Consider the following 16,578-nt stretch of genomic DNA (forward strand, 5'->3'; position numbering starts at 1 on the left):
AGAGTCGCTATGCTTCTTGCTTTTTTCCGTGCGCTATTTCGCATTCTGTTCCGGGTAACCCTTTCCGGCGATCCGCAGGTGCTTCAACGCCAGCGGGTGCTGATTGTGCCAAACCACGTCTCATTTCTGGACGGGATCCTGGTTGCACTTTTTCTGCCGGTGCGCCCCGTATTTGCGGTCTACTCCTCAATAAGCCAGCAGTGGTTTATGCGCTGGCTTAAGCCGCTCATTGATTTTGTTCCGCTGGACCCGACCAAACCGATGTCTATCAAGCACCTGGTGCGCCTGGTGGAACAGGGGCGCCCGGTAGTGATTTTCCCAGAAGGACGCATCAGCGTGAACGGATCGTTGATGAAAATCTACGATGGAGCTGGATTTGTGGCGGCCAAAGCACAGGCCACGGTGGTGCCTTTGCGCATCGACGGCGCGGAGCTGACTTTCTTTAGCCGCCTGAAAGGGCTAGTAAAACGCCGGGCTTTCCCGCGTATTACCCTGCATCTTCTGCCGCCAACTTCCATTGCAATGCCAGAAGCCCCACGGGCCAGGGATCGCCGTAAAATGGCCGGCGAGATGCTGCACCAAATCATGATGGAAGCGCGCATGGCCGTGCGCCCGCGTGAGACGCTTTTTGAGGCGCTGCTGGCGGCGAAGGATCGGTATGGTTCGAGTAAAAACTGTATTGAAGACATAAATTTCAAGCCAGATACTTACAGTTCGTTGCTGAAAAAAACGCTGTTTGTGGGCCGAATACTCGATAAATACAGCGAACAGGGTGAAACCATTGGTTTGATGCTGCCGAATGCGGCGATCAGCGCGGCGGTGATTTTTGGCGCTTCATCCCGGGGCCGTATTCCGGCAATGATGAACTACACGGCTGGCGTAAAAGGGCTGACCAGCGCGATTACGGCGGCGCAAATCAAGACGGTCTTTACCTCCCGGCAGTTCCTGGATAAGGGCAAACTGTGGCACCTGCCGGAACAGCTGAAGCAGGTGCGCTGGGTGTATCTGGAAGATTTAAGGTCCACCATCACCCTGCAGGATAAAGTGTGGATCTTTGCTCATCTGCTTGCGCCTCGCCTGGCCCAGGTGAAACAGCAGCCGGAAGATGCGGCGATGGTGCTGTTTACCTCCGGCTCGGAGGGCAATCCAAAAGGCGTGGTGCACAGTCATAAAAGCCTGTTGGCCAACGTAGAGCAGATTCGCACCATCGCGGACTTCACCGCCGATGACCGGTTTATGTCCGCGCTGCCGCTCTTCCACTCTTTTGGCCTGACTGTGGGGCTGTTCACGCCGCTGCTGACCGGGGCGGAAGTGTTCCTTTACCCCAGCCCGCTGCATTACCGCGTGGTGCCGGAGCTTATTTACGACCGCAATTGCACGGTGGTCTTTGGCACCTCGACGTTCCTCGGCAACTATGCCCGTTTTGCTAACCCGTATGATTTCTTCCGCCTGCGCTATGTAGTTGCCGGGGCAGAAAAGCTGCAGGAAAGCACGAAGCAGCTGTGGCAGGACAAGTTTGGCCTGCGCATTCTGGAAGGCTACGGCGTGACCGAGTGCGCGCCGGTGGTGTCTATCAACGTGACGATGGCGGCGAAACCGGGCACCGTGGGCCGCATTCTTCCGGCAATGGATGCTCGCCTGCTGGCGGTGCCCGGTATTGAACAGGGCGGAAGGCTGCAGCTAAAAGGGCCAAACATCATGAACGGCTATCTGCGCGTGGAAAATCCGGGCGTGCTGGAGAAGCCTGAGGCTGAAAATGGCCTGGGTGAGATGGAACCCGGCTGGTACGACACCGGCGATATCGTGACCTTTGACGAGCAGGGCTATTGCGTGATTCAGGGACGTGCGAAGCGCTTTGCCAAAATCGCCGGGGAGATGGTGTCGCTTGAGATGGTCGAACAGATGGCGATCGGCATTTCGCCGGACAAATTGCATGCTACGGTCGTTAAGCTCGACGCCGCCAAAGGCGAGGCGCTGGTGATGTTTACCACCGACAGCGAGCTTAACCGCGAAAAACTTCTGCATTATGCGCGTGAGCACGGCGTGCCTGAGCTGGCGGTGCCACGCGATATTCGCTTCCTCAAACAGCTGCCTGTGCTAGGCAGCGGAAAACCAGATTTTGTCACCCTGAAAGCACAGGTTGATGAAGCGGAGAAAGCCCATGGCTGAACAGGCTGGCAATAGCGGTTCGTTGTGGTCCCGGGGCATGATGGCGGTCACCGCGGCGCAGTTTTTATCGGCTTTTGGCGATAACGCGCTGTTGTTCGCCACGCTCGCGGTGCTCAAGCAGCAGTTCTACCCGGACTGGAGCCAGCCCGTGCTGCAAATGGTGTTTGTTGGCGCGTACATCCTCTTTGCGCCGTTTGTGGGACAGGTGGCCGACAGTTTCGCCAAAGGGCGAGTGATGATGCTGGCGAACAGCATGAAGCTTGTGGGTGCGGCGGTGATTGCGCTGGGGCTGAATCCTTTTGTCGGTTACACGCTGGTGGGCATCGGCGCGGCGGCCTATTCACCGGCTAAATACGGCATTCTCGGCGAGCTGACCACTGGCGATCGGCTGGTGAAGGCCAACGGCCTGATGGAGTCTTCTACCATTGCGGCGATCCTGCTGGGATCCGTTGCCGGCGGCGTGCTGGCAGACTGGAATCTGACGGCGGCGCTGGTTGTCTGCGCGCTGGTTTACGGCGGGGCGGTGGTTGCCAACGTCTTTATCCCTAAACTTGCCGCCGCGCGCCCCGGCCAGTCGTGGCGTTTCAAGCCGATGACGCACAGTTTCTTTTCCGCCTGCTGCAGCCTTTGGCGCAGCGGAGAAACGCGCTTCTCGCTGGTAGGCACCAGCCTATTCTGGGGGGCGGGCGTGACGCTGCGATTCCTGCTGGTGCTGTGGGTACCGGTGGCGTTAGGGATCACGGATAACGCGACACCGACTTACCTAAATGCGATGGTTGCGGTTGGGATTGTGGTGGGGGCCGGAGCAGCCGCGAAGCTGGTGACTTTGGAAACCGTCGCCCGCTGCATGCCCGCCGGGATTTTAATCGGCGTTGGCGTACTGATTTTTGCTCTACAGCATTCTCTGTTGCCGTCTTACGCTTTGCTGGTGTTGATTGGCCTGTTGGGCGGTTTCTTTGTGGTGCCGCTTAACGCGCTGCTCCAGGAGCGCGGCAAGCACACGGTCGGGGCAGGTAACGCCATTGCCGTGCAAAACCTTGGTGAAAACACGGCCATGCTTTTGATGCTGGGTCTGTTCTCACTGGCGGTGAAAACCGGGGCGTCCATCGTTGGCATTGGCATTGGATTTGGGGCGGTGTTTGCGCTGGCGATTAGTGCCCTGTGGCTGTGGCAAATCAAACATAAATAGCAAAAAGGCCCTCTTTTGGAGGGCCTTAGTTTTTTACGGTGCCGGGTAAGTATAGAGGCGATGCACCGCTTCAATCTCCTCAATCACCTCTTCGCTTAGCGTCAAATGCAGGCTTTCAAGGTTGGTTTTCAGCTGTTCCAGCGTCGTGGCGCCGAGCAACGTGCTGGCCACAAACGGCTGACGGCGAACGAAGGCCAGCGCCATTTGCGCCGGGTCGAGATTATGGCGTTTAGCTATTTCTACGTAGGCCGCAACGGCTTTTTGCGACTGCTCGCCGCTGTAGCGGGTGAAGCGGCTAAACAGCGTGTTGCGAGCGCCGGCCGGTTTGGCTCCGTTAAGGTATTTGCCCGACAGCACGCCGAAGGCGAGGCAGGAATAAGCGAGCAGCTCAACGCCTTCGTGCTGGCTGATTTCAGACAGGCCAACTTCAAAGCTGCGGTTTAACAGGCTGTAAGGGTTTTGAATGGTCACGATGCGCGGCAGATCGTGTTTTTCCGCAAGCTGCAGGTAGCGCATCACGCCCCACGGGGTTTCGTTCGAGACGCCGATATAGCGAATTTTCCCGGCACGCTGGCACTCGGTCAGCGCTTCAAGGGTTTCCAGCAGCGTTACCGGCAGCGAGGTTGTGTCGCTCCAGGTGTAGCCCAGTTTGCCAAACATGTTGGTCTGACGCTGCGGCCAGTGAACCTGGTAGAGGTCGAGGTAATCGGTTTGCAGGCGTTTGAGGCTGGCATCCAGCGCCTCGCGGATGTTTTTCCGGTCGAGGATCTGGTTTGGGCGGATGCCCGCGTCGTTGTTGCGGGTGGGGCCAGTGACTTTGGAAGCAACAACCAGTTTTTCGCGGTTGCCGCGAGCTTTAAGCCAGCTGCCGACATAGCTCTCGGTTAAGCCCTGGGTTTCCGGGCGCGGCGGCACCGGGTACATTTCCGCGACATCAATCAGATTCACGCCCTGACTGACGGCGTAGTCGAGCTGCTGGTGGGCATCGGCCTCGCTGTTTTGTTCACCAAAGGTCATGGTTCCCAGCCCCAGCGTGCTGACTTCAAGTGAACTGTGGGGGATACGGTGATAGTGCATAGCCGGCTTCCTGTTGTTCTTTTGACTCGTCAGGCATCGTTACCCGACAAAAGGTCTATAAACATGGCAGAGGCCGGAGCAAAGCGAAAGAGGGGGAAAGAAGAAAAATCATCAGGCCAGCCGAGGGGCTGACCCTGCGAGATTAGCGCTCAATAATCTGGGAAACGTCGTTGCGGTTGATCTGCATTTCATTACCTTGCTGGTCACGATAGCTTACCAGACCTGTATCTTCATCGACCTTCGGCTTGCCCTCGGTCAAAATCATTCGTCCATCTTTGGTGGCCATTACGTAGTCACTGCTGCAGCCTGAAACGGCAAAGGCAAGACCAATGGCGGAGATTGCTACTGCCCATTTAGTCATCGGTATGTTCCTCGTCAGGAAGGGATCTTGTTAATAAGTTTAGTAATAACCTGATGAACAGGGGAAAGAAAGCGGTAAATTCTTAATAGGACGAGGGAAATGTAACATTCCCCGGTACTTACTGACAGAACCCTGGATTCCGTTCTCTGCGGCGGCTATTAGAGCGTGAAGTGCCGTGCGAGAAGAGCTGCGGTGAAATTCTTCTTTAAGTAGAAGCCGCGAGGTAACGTGAGAATAGGTGAGCCGTCCGCGCCAATAGCCTCTGTTAACGCCCGGCTGTTGGCGGCTTTTGGCCGCAGCTGCAGCACTTCGCCGTGACGGGCGGTAATGCGCTCGACCTGGCCCAGCACGATCAAATCCATCAGTTCTTCCCAGTCCAGGCGCAGCTGCTGTTCTTCCTCTTCTGAAGGGCTCCATAATAGCGGAGAACCCACGTGCCGCTCGGCAAGCGGGATCTGCCTTTCTCCCTCAACCGGGATCCACAGCACGCGCTTGAGCTTATGCCGCACATGGCTGGTTTCCCAAATGACGCCGCTATTACCGGTTAACGGCGCGACGCAGACGAACGTGGTTTCCAACGGGCGGCCAAGGCTATCCACCGGGATCGTTTTCAGTTCGATCCCGAGCGCGGCAAAGTCTTGTTCGGGCTTGCTGCCCGCGCTGGCACCCAGCCACAGCTCCAGCAGCACGCCAATCCAGCCTTTATCGCGCTTCAGGTCTTTCGGCGTCTGTAAGCCAGCGCAGGCGGCCAGCTCGCCCAGAGTATAACCGGCGACGCTTTGCGCCTGTTGGAGCAGCTCGGCTTCACTGCGTGGGGGCGTGATGAGCGGACGTATTGGTTGCATAACTCGTTGATGTTTTTTGGTTAAAAAATGAACGCACTTTGTGCACAGCGAAAGCTTAGTTTAGTCGTCTGAGGATAAGATTAACAATATTCTGATTTATAATGAGTTTTTAAAGGCAGCCGTTTCGTTGCAGCAACATTAAAAAGGCTTTTCCAAATCTGGTCACTGACAATGAACAGGATCTTACACCATGTTATCCACAGAAAAGTGGGATAACTGGGAAAAAGCATGACTACTGGTTCCATTTACAGCCTTGACGAGGCGCTAAAATACAATTTATCACCGATTTGTGACTAACTTGTTGGCACAATCTGTGGATAAAAACAACATTGTGCGATCTTTCATCAGTAGGCGATCTTCATATGTGACGATCATCACATTATGAAACTCGTGTGTCATTTTTATAGTATTATGATTATGAAATTTAAAGGCTTTAATGTGTGGCAGGATTGCTCCTTATTTTAGTTGTCCTGAGTTGTCCCGATGTAATTCGGTAGTTCTTCACAGTTATATCCACAGAAAAAGTGAATAAAACCGCCGGTTTTGACCGTCCCCTGTTTATAACCCGGCTCTCTTTTGTGAGTTATTCAAATGTTATTCCATGCGAGCGCCGCCGAGAGAGTGGTTTACCGCCTGACACTTGTATGAAACAATCGATGCAATCTAAGTTTGTTTTGAGGTAGTCCGGTGATCGATGATGATGGCTACCGCCCCAACGTTGGGATCGTAATATGTAATCGGCAGGGACAGGTGATGTGGGCGCGACGCTTTGGCCAACATTCCTGGCAATTTCCCCAGGGGGGTATTAATCCTGGCGAGTCCGCTGAACAGGCAATGTACCGGGAGCTTTTCGAAGAAGTCGGTCTACAAAGAAAAGATGTTCGCATTCTTGCCTCGACCCGAAACTGGTTGCGTTACAAATTACCTAAACGTTTGGTGCGTTGGGACACAAAGCCGGTTTGTATCGGCCAAAAACAAAAATGGTTTCTTTTGCAGTTGCTGAGCAGCGACGGTGAGATCAACATGCAAACCAGCAGTACGCCGGAATTTGATGGCTGGCGCTGGGTCAGTTATTGGTATCCGGTCCGTCAGGTTGTTTCATTCAAGCGCGATGTCTATCGCCGGGTAATGAAAGAGTTTGCCAGCGTGGTGATGCCACTGCAGGAAGTTACGCCACCACGCAATAACTCGCCGGCATGGCGACGTAAAAGAGGTTAAGTCACGCGAAAAATGCTCACCCGTCTGCGAGAAATAGTCGAAAAGGTCGCCAGTGCCCCGCGTCTCAATGAGGCGCTGGACATTTTGGTGACTGACATCTGCCTTGCGATGGATACCGAGGTTTGCTCGGTTTATCTCGCCGACCACGAGCGCCGCTGTTTTTACCTTATGGCGACGCGCGGGTTAAAGAAACCGCGCGGCCGCACCGTCACGCTTGCCTTTGATGAAGGTATTGTTGGCCTGGTTGGGCGGCTCGCGGAGCCGATTAACCTTGCAGATGCGCAAAAACACCCCAGCTTTAAATATGTGCCCGCCGTAAAAGAGGAGCGTTTTCGTGCGTTCCTCGGCGTGCCTATTATCCAGCGCCGTCAGCTTCTGGGAGTGCTGGTTGTTCAGCAGCGTGAACACCGGCAGTACGATGAGAGCGAAGAGTCTTTCCTCGTTACGCTGGCAACGCAAATGGCCGGGATATTATCGCAGTCTCAGTTAGCGGCCCTGTTTGGACAGTATCGCCAGACCCGTATTCGCGCGCTGCCTGCGTCGCCTGGCGTGGCGATTGCCGAAGGCTGGATGGACACAACCGTCCCGCTGATGGAGCAAGTTTTTGAAGCGTCGACCCTGGACACGGCGCTTGAGCGTGAGCGTCTGACCGCCGCGCTGGAAGAGGCTTCCGGGGAATTCCGCCGCTACAGCAAGCGTTTTGCCGCCGGGGCTCAGAAAGAGACTGCGGCGATTTTCGACCTTTACTCTCACCTGCTGACCGACGCCCGCCTGCGGCGTGAGCTTTTTGCTGAGGTAGATAAAGGCCTGGTCGCTGAATGGGCCGTGAAAACGGTGGTGGAGAAGTTTGCTGAACAGTTTGCCAGCCTTTCAGATAGCTACCTGAAAGAGCGAGCGGGCGACCTCAGAGCGCTGGGGCAGCGCCTGTTGTTCCACCTCGATGACACGATTCAAAGCCCGAATACCTGGCCTGAGCGCTTTGTGCTGGTTGCCGACGAACTTTCAGCCACCACGCTTGCCGAACTGCCGCAAAACCGTCTCGCGGGCGTTGTCGTGCGCGATGGTGCGGCAAACTCCCATGCCGCCATTATGGTCCGTGCGCTCGGTATCCCAACCGTCATGGGCGCGGATATTCAGCCATCGGCTCTGCATCGCCGAATGCTGATCGTGGACGGCTATCGCGGTGAATTGCTGGTGGATCCTGAGCCGGTTTTGCTGCAGGAATACCAGCGCCTGGTGACCGAGGAGAACGAACTTAGTCGCCTGGCGGAAGATGATGTGGAGCAGCCCGCGGCGTTAAAAAGCGGCGAGCGGGTGCAGGTCATGCTGAATGCCGGGCTTAGTCCTGAGCATGAAGAACAGCTTGGTAGCCGTATCGACGGCATCGGGCTGTACCGCACCGAAATACCTTTTATGCTGCAAAGCGGTTTCCCGTCGGAAGAAGAGCAGGTTGCACAGTATCAGGGCATGTTGCAGATGTTTAACGACAAACCTGTGACGCTGCGAACGCTGGACGTCGGGGCGGATAAACAGCTTCCGTATATGCCTATCAGCGAGGAGAATCCCTGTCTTGGCTGGCGAGGCATTCGTATTACGCTGGATCAGCCAGAGATCTTTCTGATCCAGGTTCGCGCCATGCTGCGTGCGAATGCGGCTACGGGGAATTTGAGTATCCTGCTGCCGATGATCACCAGCATTGATGAAATCGATGATGCGCGCAGACTTATCGATCGTGCGGGCCGGGAAGTCGAAGAGGAATTAGGCTACCAGTTGCCGAAGTTCAGGCTTGGGGTGATGGTTGAAGTGCCTTCCATGGTGTTCATGCTGGGGCATCTGGCCGGGCGTATTGATTTTATTTCCGTTGGTACAAACGACCTGACTCAGTATCTGCTGGCGGTTGACCGTAACAACACGAGGGTGGCTAACCTTTACGATAGCCTGCATCCGGCGATGCTGCGTACGCTGAACCTGATTGCCCGTGAGGCCGAGCGCTATGACCTCGATCTGTGCCTGTGCGGCGAAATGGCCGGTGACCCGATGTGCGTCGCGATTCTTGTGGGCATGGGGTACCGTCATCTTTCAATGAACGGCCGTTCCGTCGCGCGCATTAAATACCTGTTACGCCATATTCAGCTTGAAGAAGCCGAAGTGCTTGCTCAGCGTACCCTTGAGGCTCAAATGGCGACGGAAGTACGCCACCAGGTCGCTGCGTTTATGGAGCGCCGCGGCATGGGTGGCCTGATTCGCGGTGGGCGCTGATCCGTTCTCAATGTCCCGATCTCACCGGGACATTTTCCCCGTCTGACAACAAGGGAAAAAGCGTGGTTTTTCCCTTGTTGTGGCTCATCTTCCGAAAACCCCAAAGGGGTTTCCCTGTTCGTTTTCTTCGATGCCTGGTGTTGGTTCACACTCCCGGATACGCCCTGGATGCCCCGGTACCACCGGGACATTACACATCTTTTACAACTTCCGTAATCAATCACTCTGGCTGTTTGTGCTATGATCCGCTGCTTTCGGAGCGCATCGAGAGTGGTGCGTACTTGCCACTCACCTTCTATTTTGGGTGAGGTAATAATAGCTTGTGGTGACAGATGAATAGTGGCTATCTGCGTTTCCCTGAATTTGATCCGGTGCTTTTCTCCATCGGGCCGGTTTCCCTGCACTGGTACGGGCTCATGTACCTGGTCGGGTTCGTGTTTGCCATGTGGCTTGCCGGGCGCCGCGCCAGCCGTCCGGGCAGCGGCTGGACGAAAAATGAAGTAGAGAATCTGCTGTATGCAGGTTTCCTTGGCGTGTTCCTGGGGGGACGCCTGGGCTATGTCTTCTTCTACAATCTGCCGGTCTTCCTTGCCGATCCTCTATACCTGTTCAAAGTCTGGGACGGCGGTATGTCCTTCCACGGCGGCCTGATCGGTGTTATCTGCGTGATGATTTGGTTTGCGCGCCGCACCAAGCGTACTTTCTTCCAGGTCTCTGATTTTATTGCTCCGCTGATCCCGTTTGGTTTAGGTGCTGGGCGCCTCGGTAACTTTATCAATGGCGAACTGTGGGGCCGTGTTGACCCGAACTTCCGCTTCGCCATGCTGTTCCCTGGTTCACGCAGTGAAGACGTTGGCCTGCTGGCAACGCACCCGGAATGGCAATCGCTGTTCAATACCTACGGCGTACTGCCTCGCCACCCGTCTCAGCTTTATGAGCTGGCGCTGGAAGGGGTTGTCCTGTTCATCATCCTGAACCTGTTTATTCGTAAGCCTCGCCCAATGGGGTCCGTCTCTGGCCTGTTCCTGATTGGCTACGGTGCGTTCCGTATCATCGTCGAATTCTTCCGCCAGCCGGATGCGCAGTTCACCGGCACCTGGGTACAGTACATCAGCATGGGGCAGATCCTGTCGATTCCGATGATTGTTGCCGGTATCATTATGATGGTCTGGGCTTACCGCCGTCCGCAGCAGCAACTTTCGTGAGGTGACATGAAACAGTATCTTGATTTGATGAAAAAAGTGCTCGAAGAGGGCACGCCAAAAGCGGACCGTACCGGTACCGGCACGTTGTCGATTTTTGGGCATCAAATGCGCTTTAACCTGCAGGAAGGCTTCCCGCTGGTTACCACCAAAAAATGTCACCTGCGTTCGATCATTCATGAGCTGCTGTGGTTCCTGAATGGCGATACCAATATCGCGTACCTGAAGGAAAACAAGGTGACGATTTGGGACGAATGGGCGGATGAAAACGGCGATCTCGGCCCGGTTTACGGCAAGCAGTGGCGTTCCTGGGCAACCCCTGACGGGCGTTATATTGATCAGCTAACCACCGTGCTCAACCAGTTGAAAAACGATCCCGATTCTCGGCGCATTATTGTCTCTGCGTGGAACGTGGGCGAGCTGGATAAAATGGCGCTGGCCCCTTGCCACGCGTTTTTCCAGTTCTATGTGGCAGACGGCAAACTCTCTTGCCAACTCTACCAGCGCTCTTGCGACATCTTCCTTGGTTTGCCGTTCAACATCGCCAGCTATGCGCTGCTGGTGCATATGATGGCGCAGCAGTGCGACCTGGAAGTGGGCGACTTTGTCTGGACCGGGGGCGATACGCACCTGTACAGCAATCACCTGGAACAGACACGTCTGCAGCTAACCCGTGAACCGCGCGCGCTGCCTAAGCTGGTTATCAAACGTAAGCCGGAGTCATTGTTTGACTACCGTTTCGAAGACTTCGAGATTGAAGGCTACGATCCGCATCCGGCGATCAAAGCGCCTGTCGCCATTTAACCTGCTGACAGAGTGACAGAACCGGTGCCTGAGTGCGCCGGTTTTTTTTGCCCTAGTTTTGCTTCTTCGGCATTGATTCCAGAGCGTATGCAACTCTCCGTAACGCCTTAATTATCTTCCGATATGTGTCGCATCATCTGATTTGCGAACTGGCTGATTCAACTTCTGTGGCCCACACTCCTCCCATGAAAATCAACCAACGTGGTTTTAGCGTTATTGAGGTGATGGTGGTGATAGCCATTGTTGCCGTACTCAGCGCTGGTGGGCTTCACGGCTGGCACGAGTGGCAGCAGAGAGTGCAGTTGCGGCAAACGGCTCAGCAACTGAGTCACTTTCTCTCGCGGCTAAGAAATGATGCCAACTGGCACAACCAAACCCATCTTTTGGCGCTGCATCAATTGGGGAAAAGCTGGTGCCTGACAAGCCGTGCCGCTGAAGAAAACTGTTCGGGAAACTCAAATCTGACGTTTACCCCCGAGTTTGACGATATCGTCGTGGAGGATATGACTGCCGGGTTAGGTTTCTACGGTATTCGCAACACAGCCTGGCCAGGCCACCTTATTGTGAAAAGTCAGGTCGGGCGCTGGAAAGTGACGCTCTCGGTTTGGGGGCGCATCCGGCTGTGCGAAATGTCCGGAGACAAGTCATGTTGAGCGCTCAGAGAGGGTTTACGTTACTCGAAACGCTTATTGCGATGGCCTTGAGCAGCGTGCTGCTGCTAGGCACTTCAAGGTTTTTCCCCGCTTTGCAGGGCGAGGTTTTACGCCAGTACAGCTACGTTGCTCAGCAGGAAGCGCTTTGGCAAATGGCGTTCACCGTTGGAAAAAATTTACAGCGTGCGGGTTATTGCCGAGGGAAGTGTCAGGGGGAGGCTGTAAAGCTTATGAACAACGGAAACTGCGTGGTATTGCAGTGGGATGCCAACGGTAATGGCCGGTGGGACACAACCCCTGGTAGTCAAAATGAACAGACGGGCTATCGCTTGCGTAACGGCAGCCTGGAGACTCAAAAGGGCGTAGAGCATTGTGAAGGTACCGGCTGGGAAAGAATGTCTGACCCGACGCAATTGGTGGTGCAGCATTTTTCCGTGGTTCGCCTGAATCGCAAAACCGGCAGGCCTTTATTCCTCGTGAGTCTTGCTGCATCTCTGAAGCAAGGCGGGCGTCCTGTGGAGCTTAGCTACACGGTGAGTGGAGAAAATTCATGAGCGGCAAGCAAGAGAAAGGGAGCACCTCTTTGCTGATGGTATTGATGCTGCTTGCAGTTGGTTCTCTGATGATGAGTGGGCTTTCCCGGCAACTTAGCGCCCAGCGCTTTGAGGTTGCCGCCGAAATTCAGTTTATTAAAAATCAGACGGCTGCAAGATCTGCGCTGGCATGGGGGGAAAAACAAAGCTGGCAACCCCAGAGAACCTGGCAATGTCAGTTTGAGTCGCGTAATCAGTGGCACGCCTGCCTGCATCTAACCGATAAAGGTGAGGCCTTACTGGCTGCTTCCGGTTCTGTTGCAGGGCCCACGCTACCGTTCACATTGTGGCGCTGGGGGGGACTTCAGGGGAGTAAATTAGTGGCCTCCGCGCAGGGCTGGCTGGATTTTTGCCCTTTATTGGACGATGACTTATGCAAACTGCCTCGATAGTTTCCCGGCAGCATGGGTTCAGCCTCCCGGAGGTGCTATGTGCCCTGGCGCTGTTTGCGATAGTGATGACCGCATTGCTGGGGTACCACGGTGTATTGCAGCAGGGTTTCACCAGCCAATGGCAGCTAAGGCAGCTGTGGCGAGTCGCGCGTGAGCAGACCGAGCCAGAAGTTCCTCCACTTTCAGATGCATGGAATGTGCATCAACAGCAGACATCGTCTTTGGGATGTGTCAGCATCGACGTTACTGTAACAAGTCCAGAGGGCCGGATAGCGCAGCTTTCGAGGCTCGATTGCCCACGGTCAGAACAACGTCAGGAGTAGCGATTTCATGTTGCGTGTCTACCATTCCAACCGCCTTGATGTGCTGGAAGCCATTATGGAGTTCATTGTGGAGCACCAGCCATTGCCGGATCCTTTTGAGCCGGAAGTGGTGCTGGTGCAAAGCACCGGGATGGCGCAGTGGCTGCAAATGACGCTGGCACAGAAGTTTGGTATTGCGGCGAACATCGAGTTTCCGCTGCCCGCCAGCTTTATCTGGGACATGTTCGTGAATGTATTGCCCGATATCCCGGAGGTGAGCGCTTTCAACAAGCAGAGCATGAGCTGGAAGCTGATGACGCTTATCCCCAATATGCTCCACAAGCCAGAGTTCAAGATGCTTGGCCACTATCTGCAGGTAGACGACAGCAGCCGTAAGCTGTTTCAGCTTTCTTCCCGGATTGCCGACCTTTATGACCAGTATCTTGTCTATCGTCCCGGCTGGCTAAGCCGCTGGGAGAAGGGCGAGCTTGTCGAAGGCGTGGGAGAGTCTCAGCTCTGGCAGGCTCCGCTCTGGGCGGAACTGGTGCGCTACACCGCTGAGCTGGGGCAGCCTGAATGGCATCGAGCCAATCTCTACCAGCGCTTTATTAGCGCTCTTGAGAAAAGCGAGGTTTGCCCGACGGGACTCCCATCTCGCGTCTTTATTTGTGGGATTTCCGCTCTGCCACCTGTGTACCTCCAGGCTCTGCAGGCGCTGGGTAAGCATATCGACGTCCATGTGCTATTTACCAACCCCTGCCGCTACTACTGGGGGGATATTAAAGATCCCGCGTTCCTTGCTCGTCTTCTCAGCCGCCGTCGTCGTCGGCATCAGACAGAACAAGAGCAGACCTTGTTTAAGGACAACGACAATGCCTCTTCGTTGTTCAATGAGCTTGGTGAGCAGGATGTGGGGAATTCCTTGCTGGCCTCTTGGGGGAAATTAGGGCGCGACTACGCGTTTTTGCTTTCCGAGCTGGAGCGTTTTGAAGAGATCGATGTTTTTGTCGATTTAGAACCCGATAACCTTCTCCGCGGCCTGCAAAGTGACCTGTTGGAGCTGAAAGATTCGCAGGTGCTGGGGCTGACGGCTGAGGAGTATGAACACAGTGACGGTAAACGGCTGCTGGATCTTAACGATCGTTCTTTGACATTCCATGAGTGCCATAGCCCGCAGCGAGAAGTTGAAGTGCTGCACGATCAACTGCTGGCGATGCTGGAGGCCGATCCAGAACTTACCCCGCGCGATATCATCGTGATGGTTGCGGATATTGATAGCTACAGTCCGTTTATCCAGGCGGTATTTGGTAGCGCGAAGGATGAGCGTTGGCTGCCGTTTGCCATTTCTGACCGTCGGGCGCGCCAGGCTCACCCGGCCCTGCAGGCGTTCATTTTACTGCTTGGCTTGCCGGAAAGCCGTTTCGCAGCAGAAGATGTGCTTTCATTGTTGGAAGTGCCTGCCCTGGCGGCGCGTTTCTCTATTGATGAAGAAGGGCTGCGCTATCTGCGTAAATGGGTGAATGAATCAGGTGTACGTTGGGGCATTGATGATGACAACGTTCGAGAACTGGATCTGCCTGCGACCGGGCAGCATACGTGGCGGTTTGGCCTGACCCGGATGCTGCTTGGCTATGCGATGGAAAGCCAGGCTGGGGTCTGGGATTCTGTGCTGCCCTATGATGAGTCCAGCGGCCTGATTGCCGAACTGGTGGGGCAGCTTGCGGAGTTGCTGATGCAGCTGAACCGCTGGCGTCAGCTGTTAACTCAGGAGCGCCCTTTAGACGAATGGTTGCCGCTATGCAGGGACATGCTGAACAGCTTCTTCCTGCCTGATGGTGAAACAGAAGCCGCACTGGCGCTGATTGAGCAGCAGTGGCAGGAGATGATTGAAAAAGGCACTGATGCAGCCTACCAGCAGCCCGTGTCATTAACCTTGCTGCGTGATGAACTGGCCCAGCGTCTTGACCAGGAGCGCATCAGCCAGCGCTTCCTCGCCGGGCCGGTAAACTTCTGTACCCTGATGCCAATGCGCGCCATTCCCTTTAAGGTCGTTTGTTTGCTGGGCATGAATGACGGTGTCTATCCGCGAACGCTTGCGCCATTGGGCTTTGACCTGATGAGCCAGCACCCGCAGCGCGGGGACCGCAGCCGCCGAGACGATGACCGCTATCTGTTCCTGGAAGCGCTTATTTCGGCCCAGCAGCGGCTGTACATCAGCTATATCGGCCGTTCGATTCAGGACAACAGCAGGCGTTACCCGTCGGTGCTGGTGGAAGAACTGCTGGATTATATCGCTCGCAGTCACTACCTCCCCGGAGATGCTGAATGTAATGCAGATGACAGCAGTGAGCATGTGAGAAAGCATCTGGTCACGCTTCATGCCCGAACACCTTTTGACAGCACCAACTACCTTGCCGGAGGCGATGGGCAAAGCTTTGCTCAGGAGTGGCTGCCAGCGGCAAGTGGCAGCGGCGTAGCGCATGCCCACTTTATTCAGCCTTTGATTGCGGATCCCTGGGACGACATCTCCCTTGAGCAGCTCCAGCGTTTTTGGCGGCACCCGGTGCGGGCATTTTTCCAAATGCGTCTCGGCATTAACTTCCGCCTGGAAGATTCCGAATTGCCGGATGAAGAGCCTTTTACCCTCGATGTACTCGATCGTTTTCAGTTAAACCAGCACCTGCTTAATGCTCTGGTCCAGCAAGATGATCCGCACCAGCTGTTTGTGCGTTACCGGGCAGCTGGCGTTTTACCTTACGGGGCCTTCGGTGAAATCTTGTGGGAAAACCAGCGGAATGAAATGCAAATGCTGGCTGAAAAAGTGCTGGCCGAACGGCAAAAAGGGGAAAGCTGTGAAGTGGATCTTCACATAGACGGAACCAGAGTGACGGGCTGGCTGTCGGACGTACAGGCTGATGGTTTGCTGCGCTGGCGCCCTTCGGTGCTGAATGTGGCTCATGGCATGCAGCTGTGGATTGAACATTTGGTTTACTGTGCCAGCGGCTATTCGGGCGAAAGCCGAATGTTCGGGCGCAAAGATTCACAGTGGCGTTTCCCTCATATGGCACAGGACGAAGCTAAAGCCTGGTTGTTGCAACTGATTGAGGGTTATAAAGAAGGTCTCCGTCAGCCATTGCTGCTGCTGCATAACAGCGGTGGCGCGTGGATAAAAACCTGTTATGACCCACAAAATGATGCCATTTTATGGGATGAGGAGACGCAGCAGAAAGCCCGGACTAAGCTGCTTGCTGCCTGGGAAGGAAACCATATGGTGGAAGGGGAAGGGGCTGATATTTGGCTGCAACGTTTGTACCGTGCCCTTGATGCCGAGTATTACGAAGCGATTATCGCAGAGGCCGAGCGCTACCTGCTGCCTCTGTTCAGATTCAACCAATCCTGAACAAGGATTGTATAAAAATTGCACAGCCCGGTGAGTTCAATTATGATGCGATTTCTTGCTCAGGGCTGGCGAAGTATAACAACGGCGTTCGACGGATAGCTTCGAAAAGTTGTT

14 protein-coding genes are annotated in these 16,578 nt (G+C 55.0%); 11 read left to right on the forward strand and 3 right to left on the reverse strand.

Annotated elements, in window-relative coordinates:
* The first annotated feature begins 9 nt into the window (after positions 1-9).
* Together aas and lplT are read left to right on the forward strand one after the other, a co-directional pair.
* Positions 10-2,169: a bifunctional acyl-ACP--phospholipid O-acyltransferase/long-chain-fatty-acid--ACP ligase gene (aas, locus tag WFK85_RS20395; RefSeq protein ID WP_336709276.1), complete on the forward strand. Its 2,160-nt coding sequence runs from the start codon at positions 10-12 to the stop codon at positions 2,167-2,169.
* Complete coding sequence (gene lplT, locus WFK85_RS20400; protein WP_166995928.1) at positions 2,162-3,358, forward strand: lysophospholipid transporter LplT; 1,197 nt, start codon at positions 2,162-2,164, stop codon at positions 3,356-3,358. Before aas ends, lplT begins: the two co-directional genes overlap by 8 nt.
* Before the next feature lie 33 nt (positions 3,359-3,391).
* Here lplT and WFK85_RS20405 read toward each other — a convergent pair whose 3' ends face one another.
* The 3 genes from WFK85_RS20405 to mutH all read right to left on the reverse strand — a co-directional run bounded on the left by WFK85_RS20405 (position 3,392) and on the right by mutH (position 5,641).
* Positions 3,392-4,435 carry an NADP(H)-dependent aldo-keto reductase gene (locus WFK85_RS20405; protein ID WP_008458473.1) on the reverse strand — a complete coding sequence of 348 codons (1,044 nt, stop codon included), beginning with the start codon at positions 4,433-4,435 and terminating at the stop codon, positions 3,392-3,394.
* 142 nt (positions 4,436-4,577) lie between these two features.
* Entirely contained in the window at positions 4,578-4,796 is a 219-nt protein-coding gene (locus WFK85_RS20410) for a YgdI/YgdR family lipoprotein (protein WP_008458470.1), read from the reverse strand.
* 158 nt (positions 4,797-4,954) lie between these two features.
* A complete protein-coding gene (gene mutH / locus WFK85_RS20415) occupies positions 4,955-5,641 on the reverse strand; it encodes a DNA mismatch repair endonuclease MutH (RefSeq protein WP_008458468.1) in 687 nt (228 codons plus the stop codon).
* 687 nt (positions 5,642-6,328) lie between these two features.
* Between mutH and rppH the strand changes: the two genes are divergently transcribed.
* The 9 genes from rppH (at position 6,329) to recC (ending at position 16,464) form a co-directional block, all read left to right on the forward strand.
* Positions 6,329-6,859, forward strand: a complete 531-nt coding sequence (rppH, locus tag WFK85_RS20420; RefSeq protein ID WP_008458467.1) for an RNA pyrophosphohydrolase — start codon at positions 6,329-6,331, stop codon at positions 6,857-6,859.
* A gap of 12 nt (positions 6,860-6,871) precedes the next feature.
* A complete protein-coding gene (ptsP, locus tag WFK85_RS20425) occupies positions 6,872-9,118 on the forward strand; it encodes a phosphoenolpyruvate--protein phosphotransferase (protein ID WP_008458464.1) in 2,247 nt (748 codons plus the stop codon).
* Positions 9,119-9,450: 332 nt separating this feature from the next.
* The gene (lgt, locus tag WFK85_RS20430) at positions 9,451-10,323 is read left to right on the forward strand and encodes a prolipoprotein diacylglyceryl transferase (RefSeq protein ID WP_008458462.1); all 873 of its coding nucleotides are present in this window, start codon (positions 9,451-9,453) and stop codon (positions 10,321-10,323) included.
* Positions 10,324-10,329: 6 nt separating this feature from the next.
* A complete protein-coding gene (gene thyA, locus WFK85_RS20435) occupies positions 10,330-11,124 on the forward strand; it encodes a thymidylate synthase (protein ID WP_008458459.1) in 795 nt (264 codons plus the stop codon).
* Positions 11,125-11,309: 185 nt separating this feature from the next.
* On the forward strand, positions 11,310-11,777 hold the full coding sequence (locus tag WFK85_RS20440; RefSeq protein WP_166995926.1) for a prepilin peptidase-dependent protein: 468 nt from the start codon (positions 11,310-11,312) through the stop codon (positions 11,775-11,777).
* On the forward strand, positions 11,771-12,331 hold the full coding sequence (locus WFK85_RS20445; RefSeq protein WP_336709281.1) for a prepilin peptidase-dependent protein: 561 nt from the start codon (positions 11,771-11,773) through the stop codon (positions 12,329-12,331). The genes WFK85_RS20440 and WFK85_RS20445 overlap by 7 nt, the downstream gene beginning before the upstream one ends.
* Positions 12,328-12,762, forward strand: a complete 435-nt coding sequence (locus tag WFK85_RS20450) for a DUF2509 family protein (RefSeq protein ID WP_336709283.1) — start codon at positions 12,328-12,330, stop codon at positions 12,760-12,762. Before WFK85_RS20445 ends, WFK85_RS20450 begins: the two co-directional genes overlap by 4 nt.
* On the forward strand, positions 12,744-13,085 hold the full coding sequence (locus tag WFK85_RS20455) for a prepilin-type N-terminal cleavage/methylation domain-containing protein (protein WP_213715297.1): 342 nt from the start codon (positions 12,744-12,746) through the stop codon (positions 13,083-13,085). The genes WFK85_RS20450 and WFK85_RS20455 overlap by 19 nt, the downstream gene beginning before the upstream one ends.
* Before the next feature lie 7 nt (positions 13,086-13,092).
* Positions 13,093-16,464: an exodeoxyribonuclease V subunit gamma gene (gene recC / locus WFK85_RS20460; protein ID WP_336709285.1), complete on the forward strand. Its 3,372-nt coding sequence runs from the start codon at positions 13,093-13,095 to the stop codon at positions 16,462-16,464.
* The last annotated feature ends 114 nt before the right edge of the window (positions 16,465-16,578 follow it).

It is taken from the genome of Cedecea sp. VD22 (genome assembly GCF_037150195.1).
Taxonomy (GTDB): Bacteria; Pseudomonadota; Gammaproteobacteria; order Enterobacterales; family Enterobacteriaceae; genus Cedecea.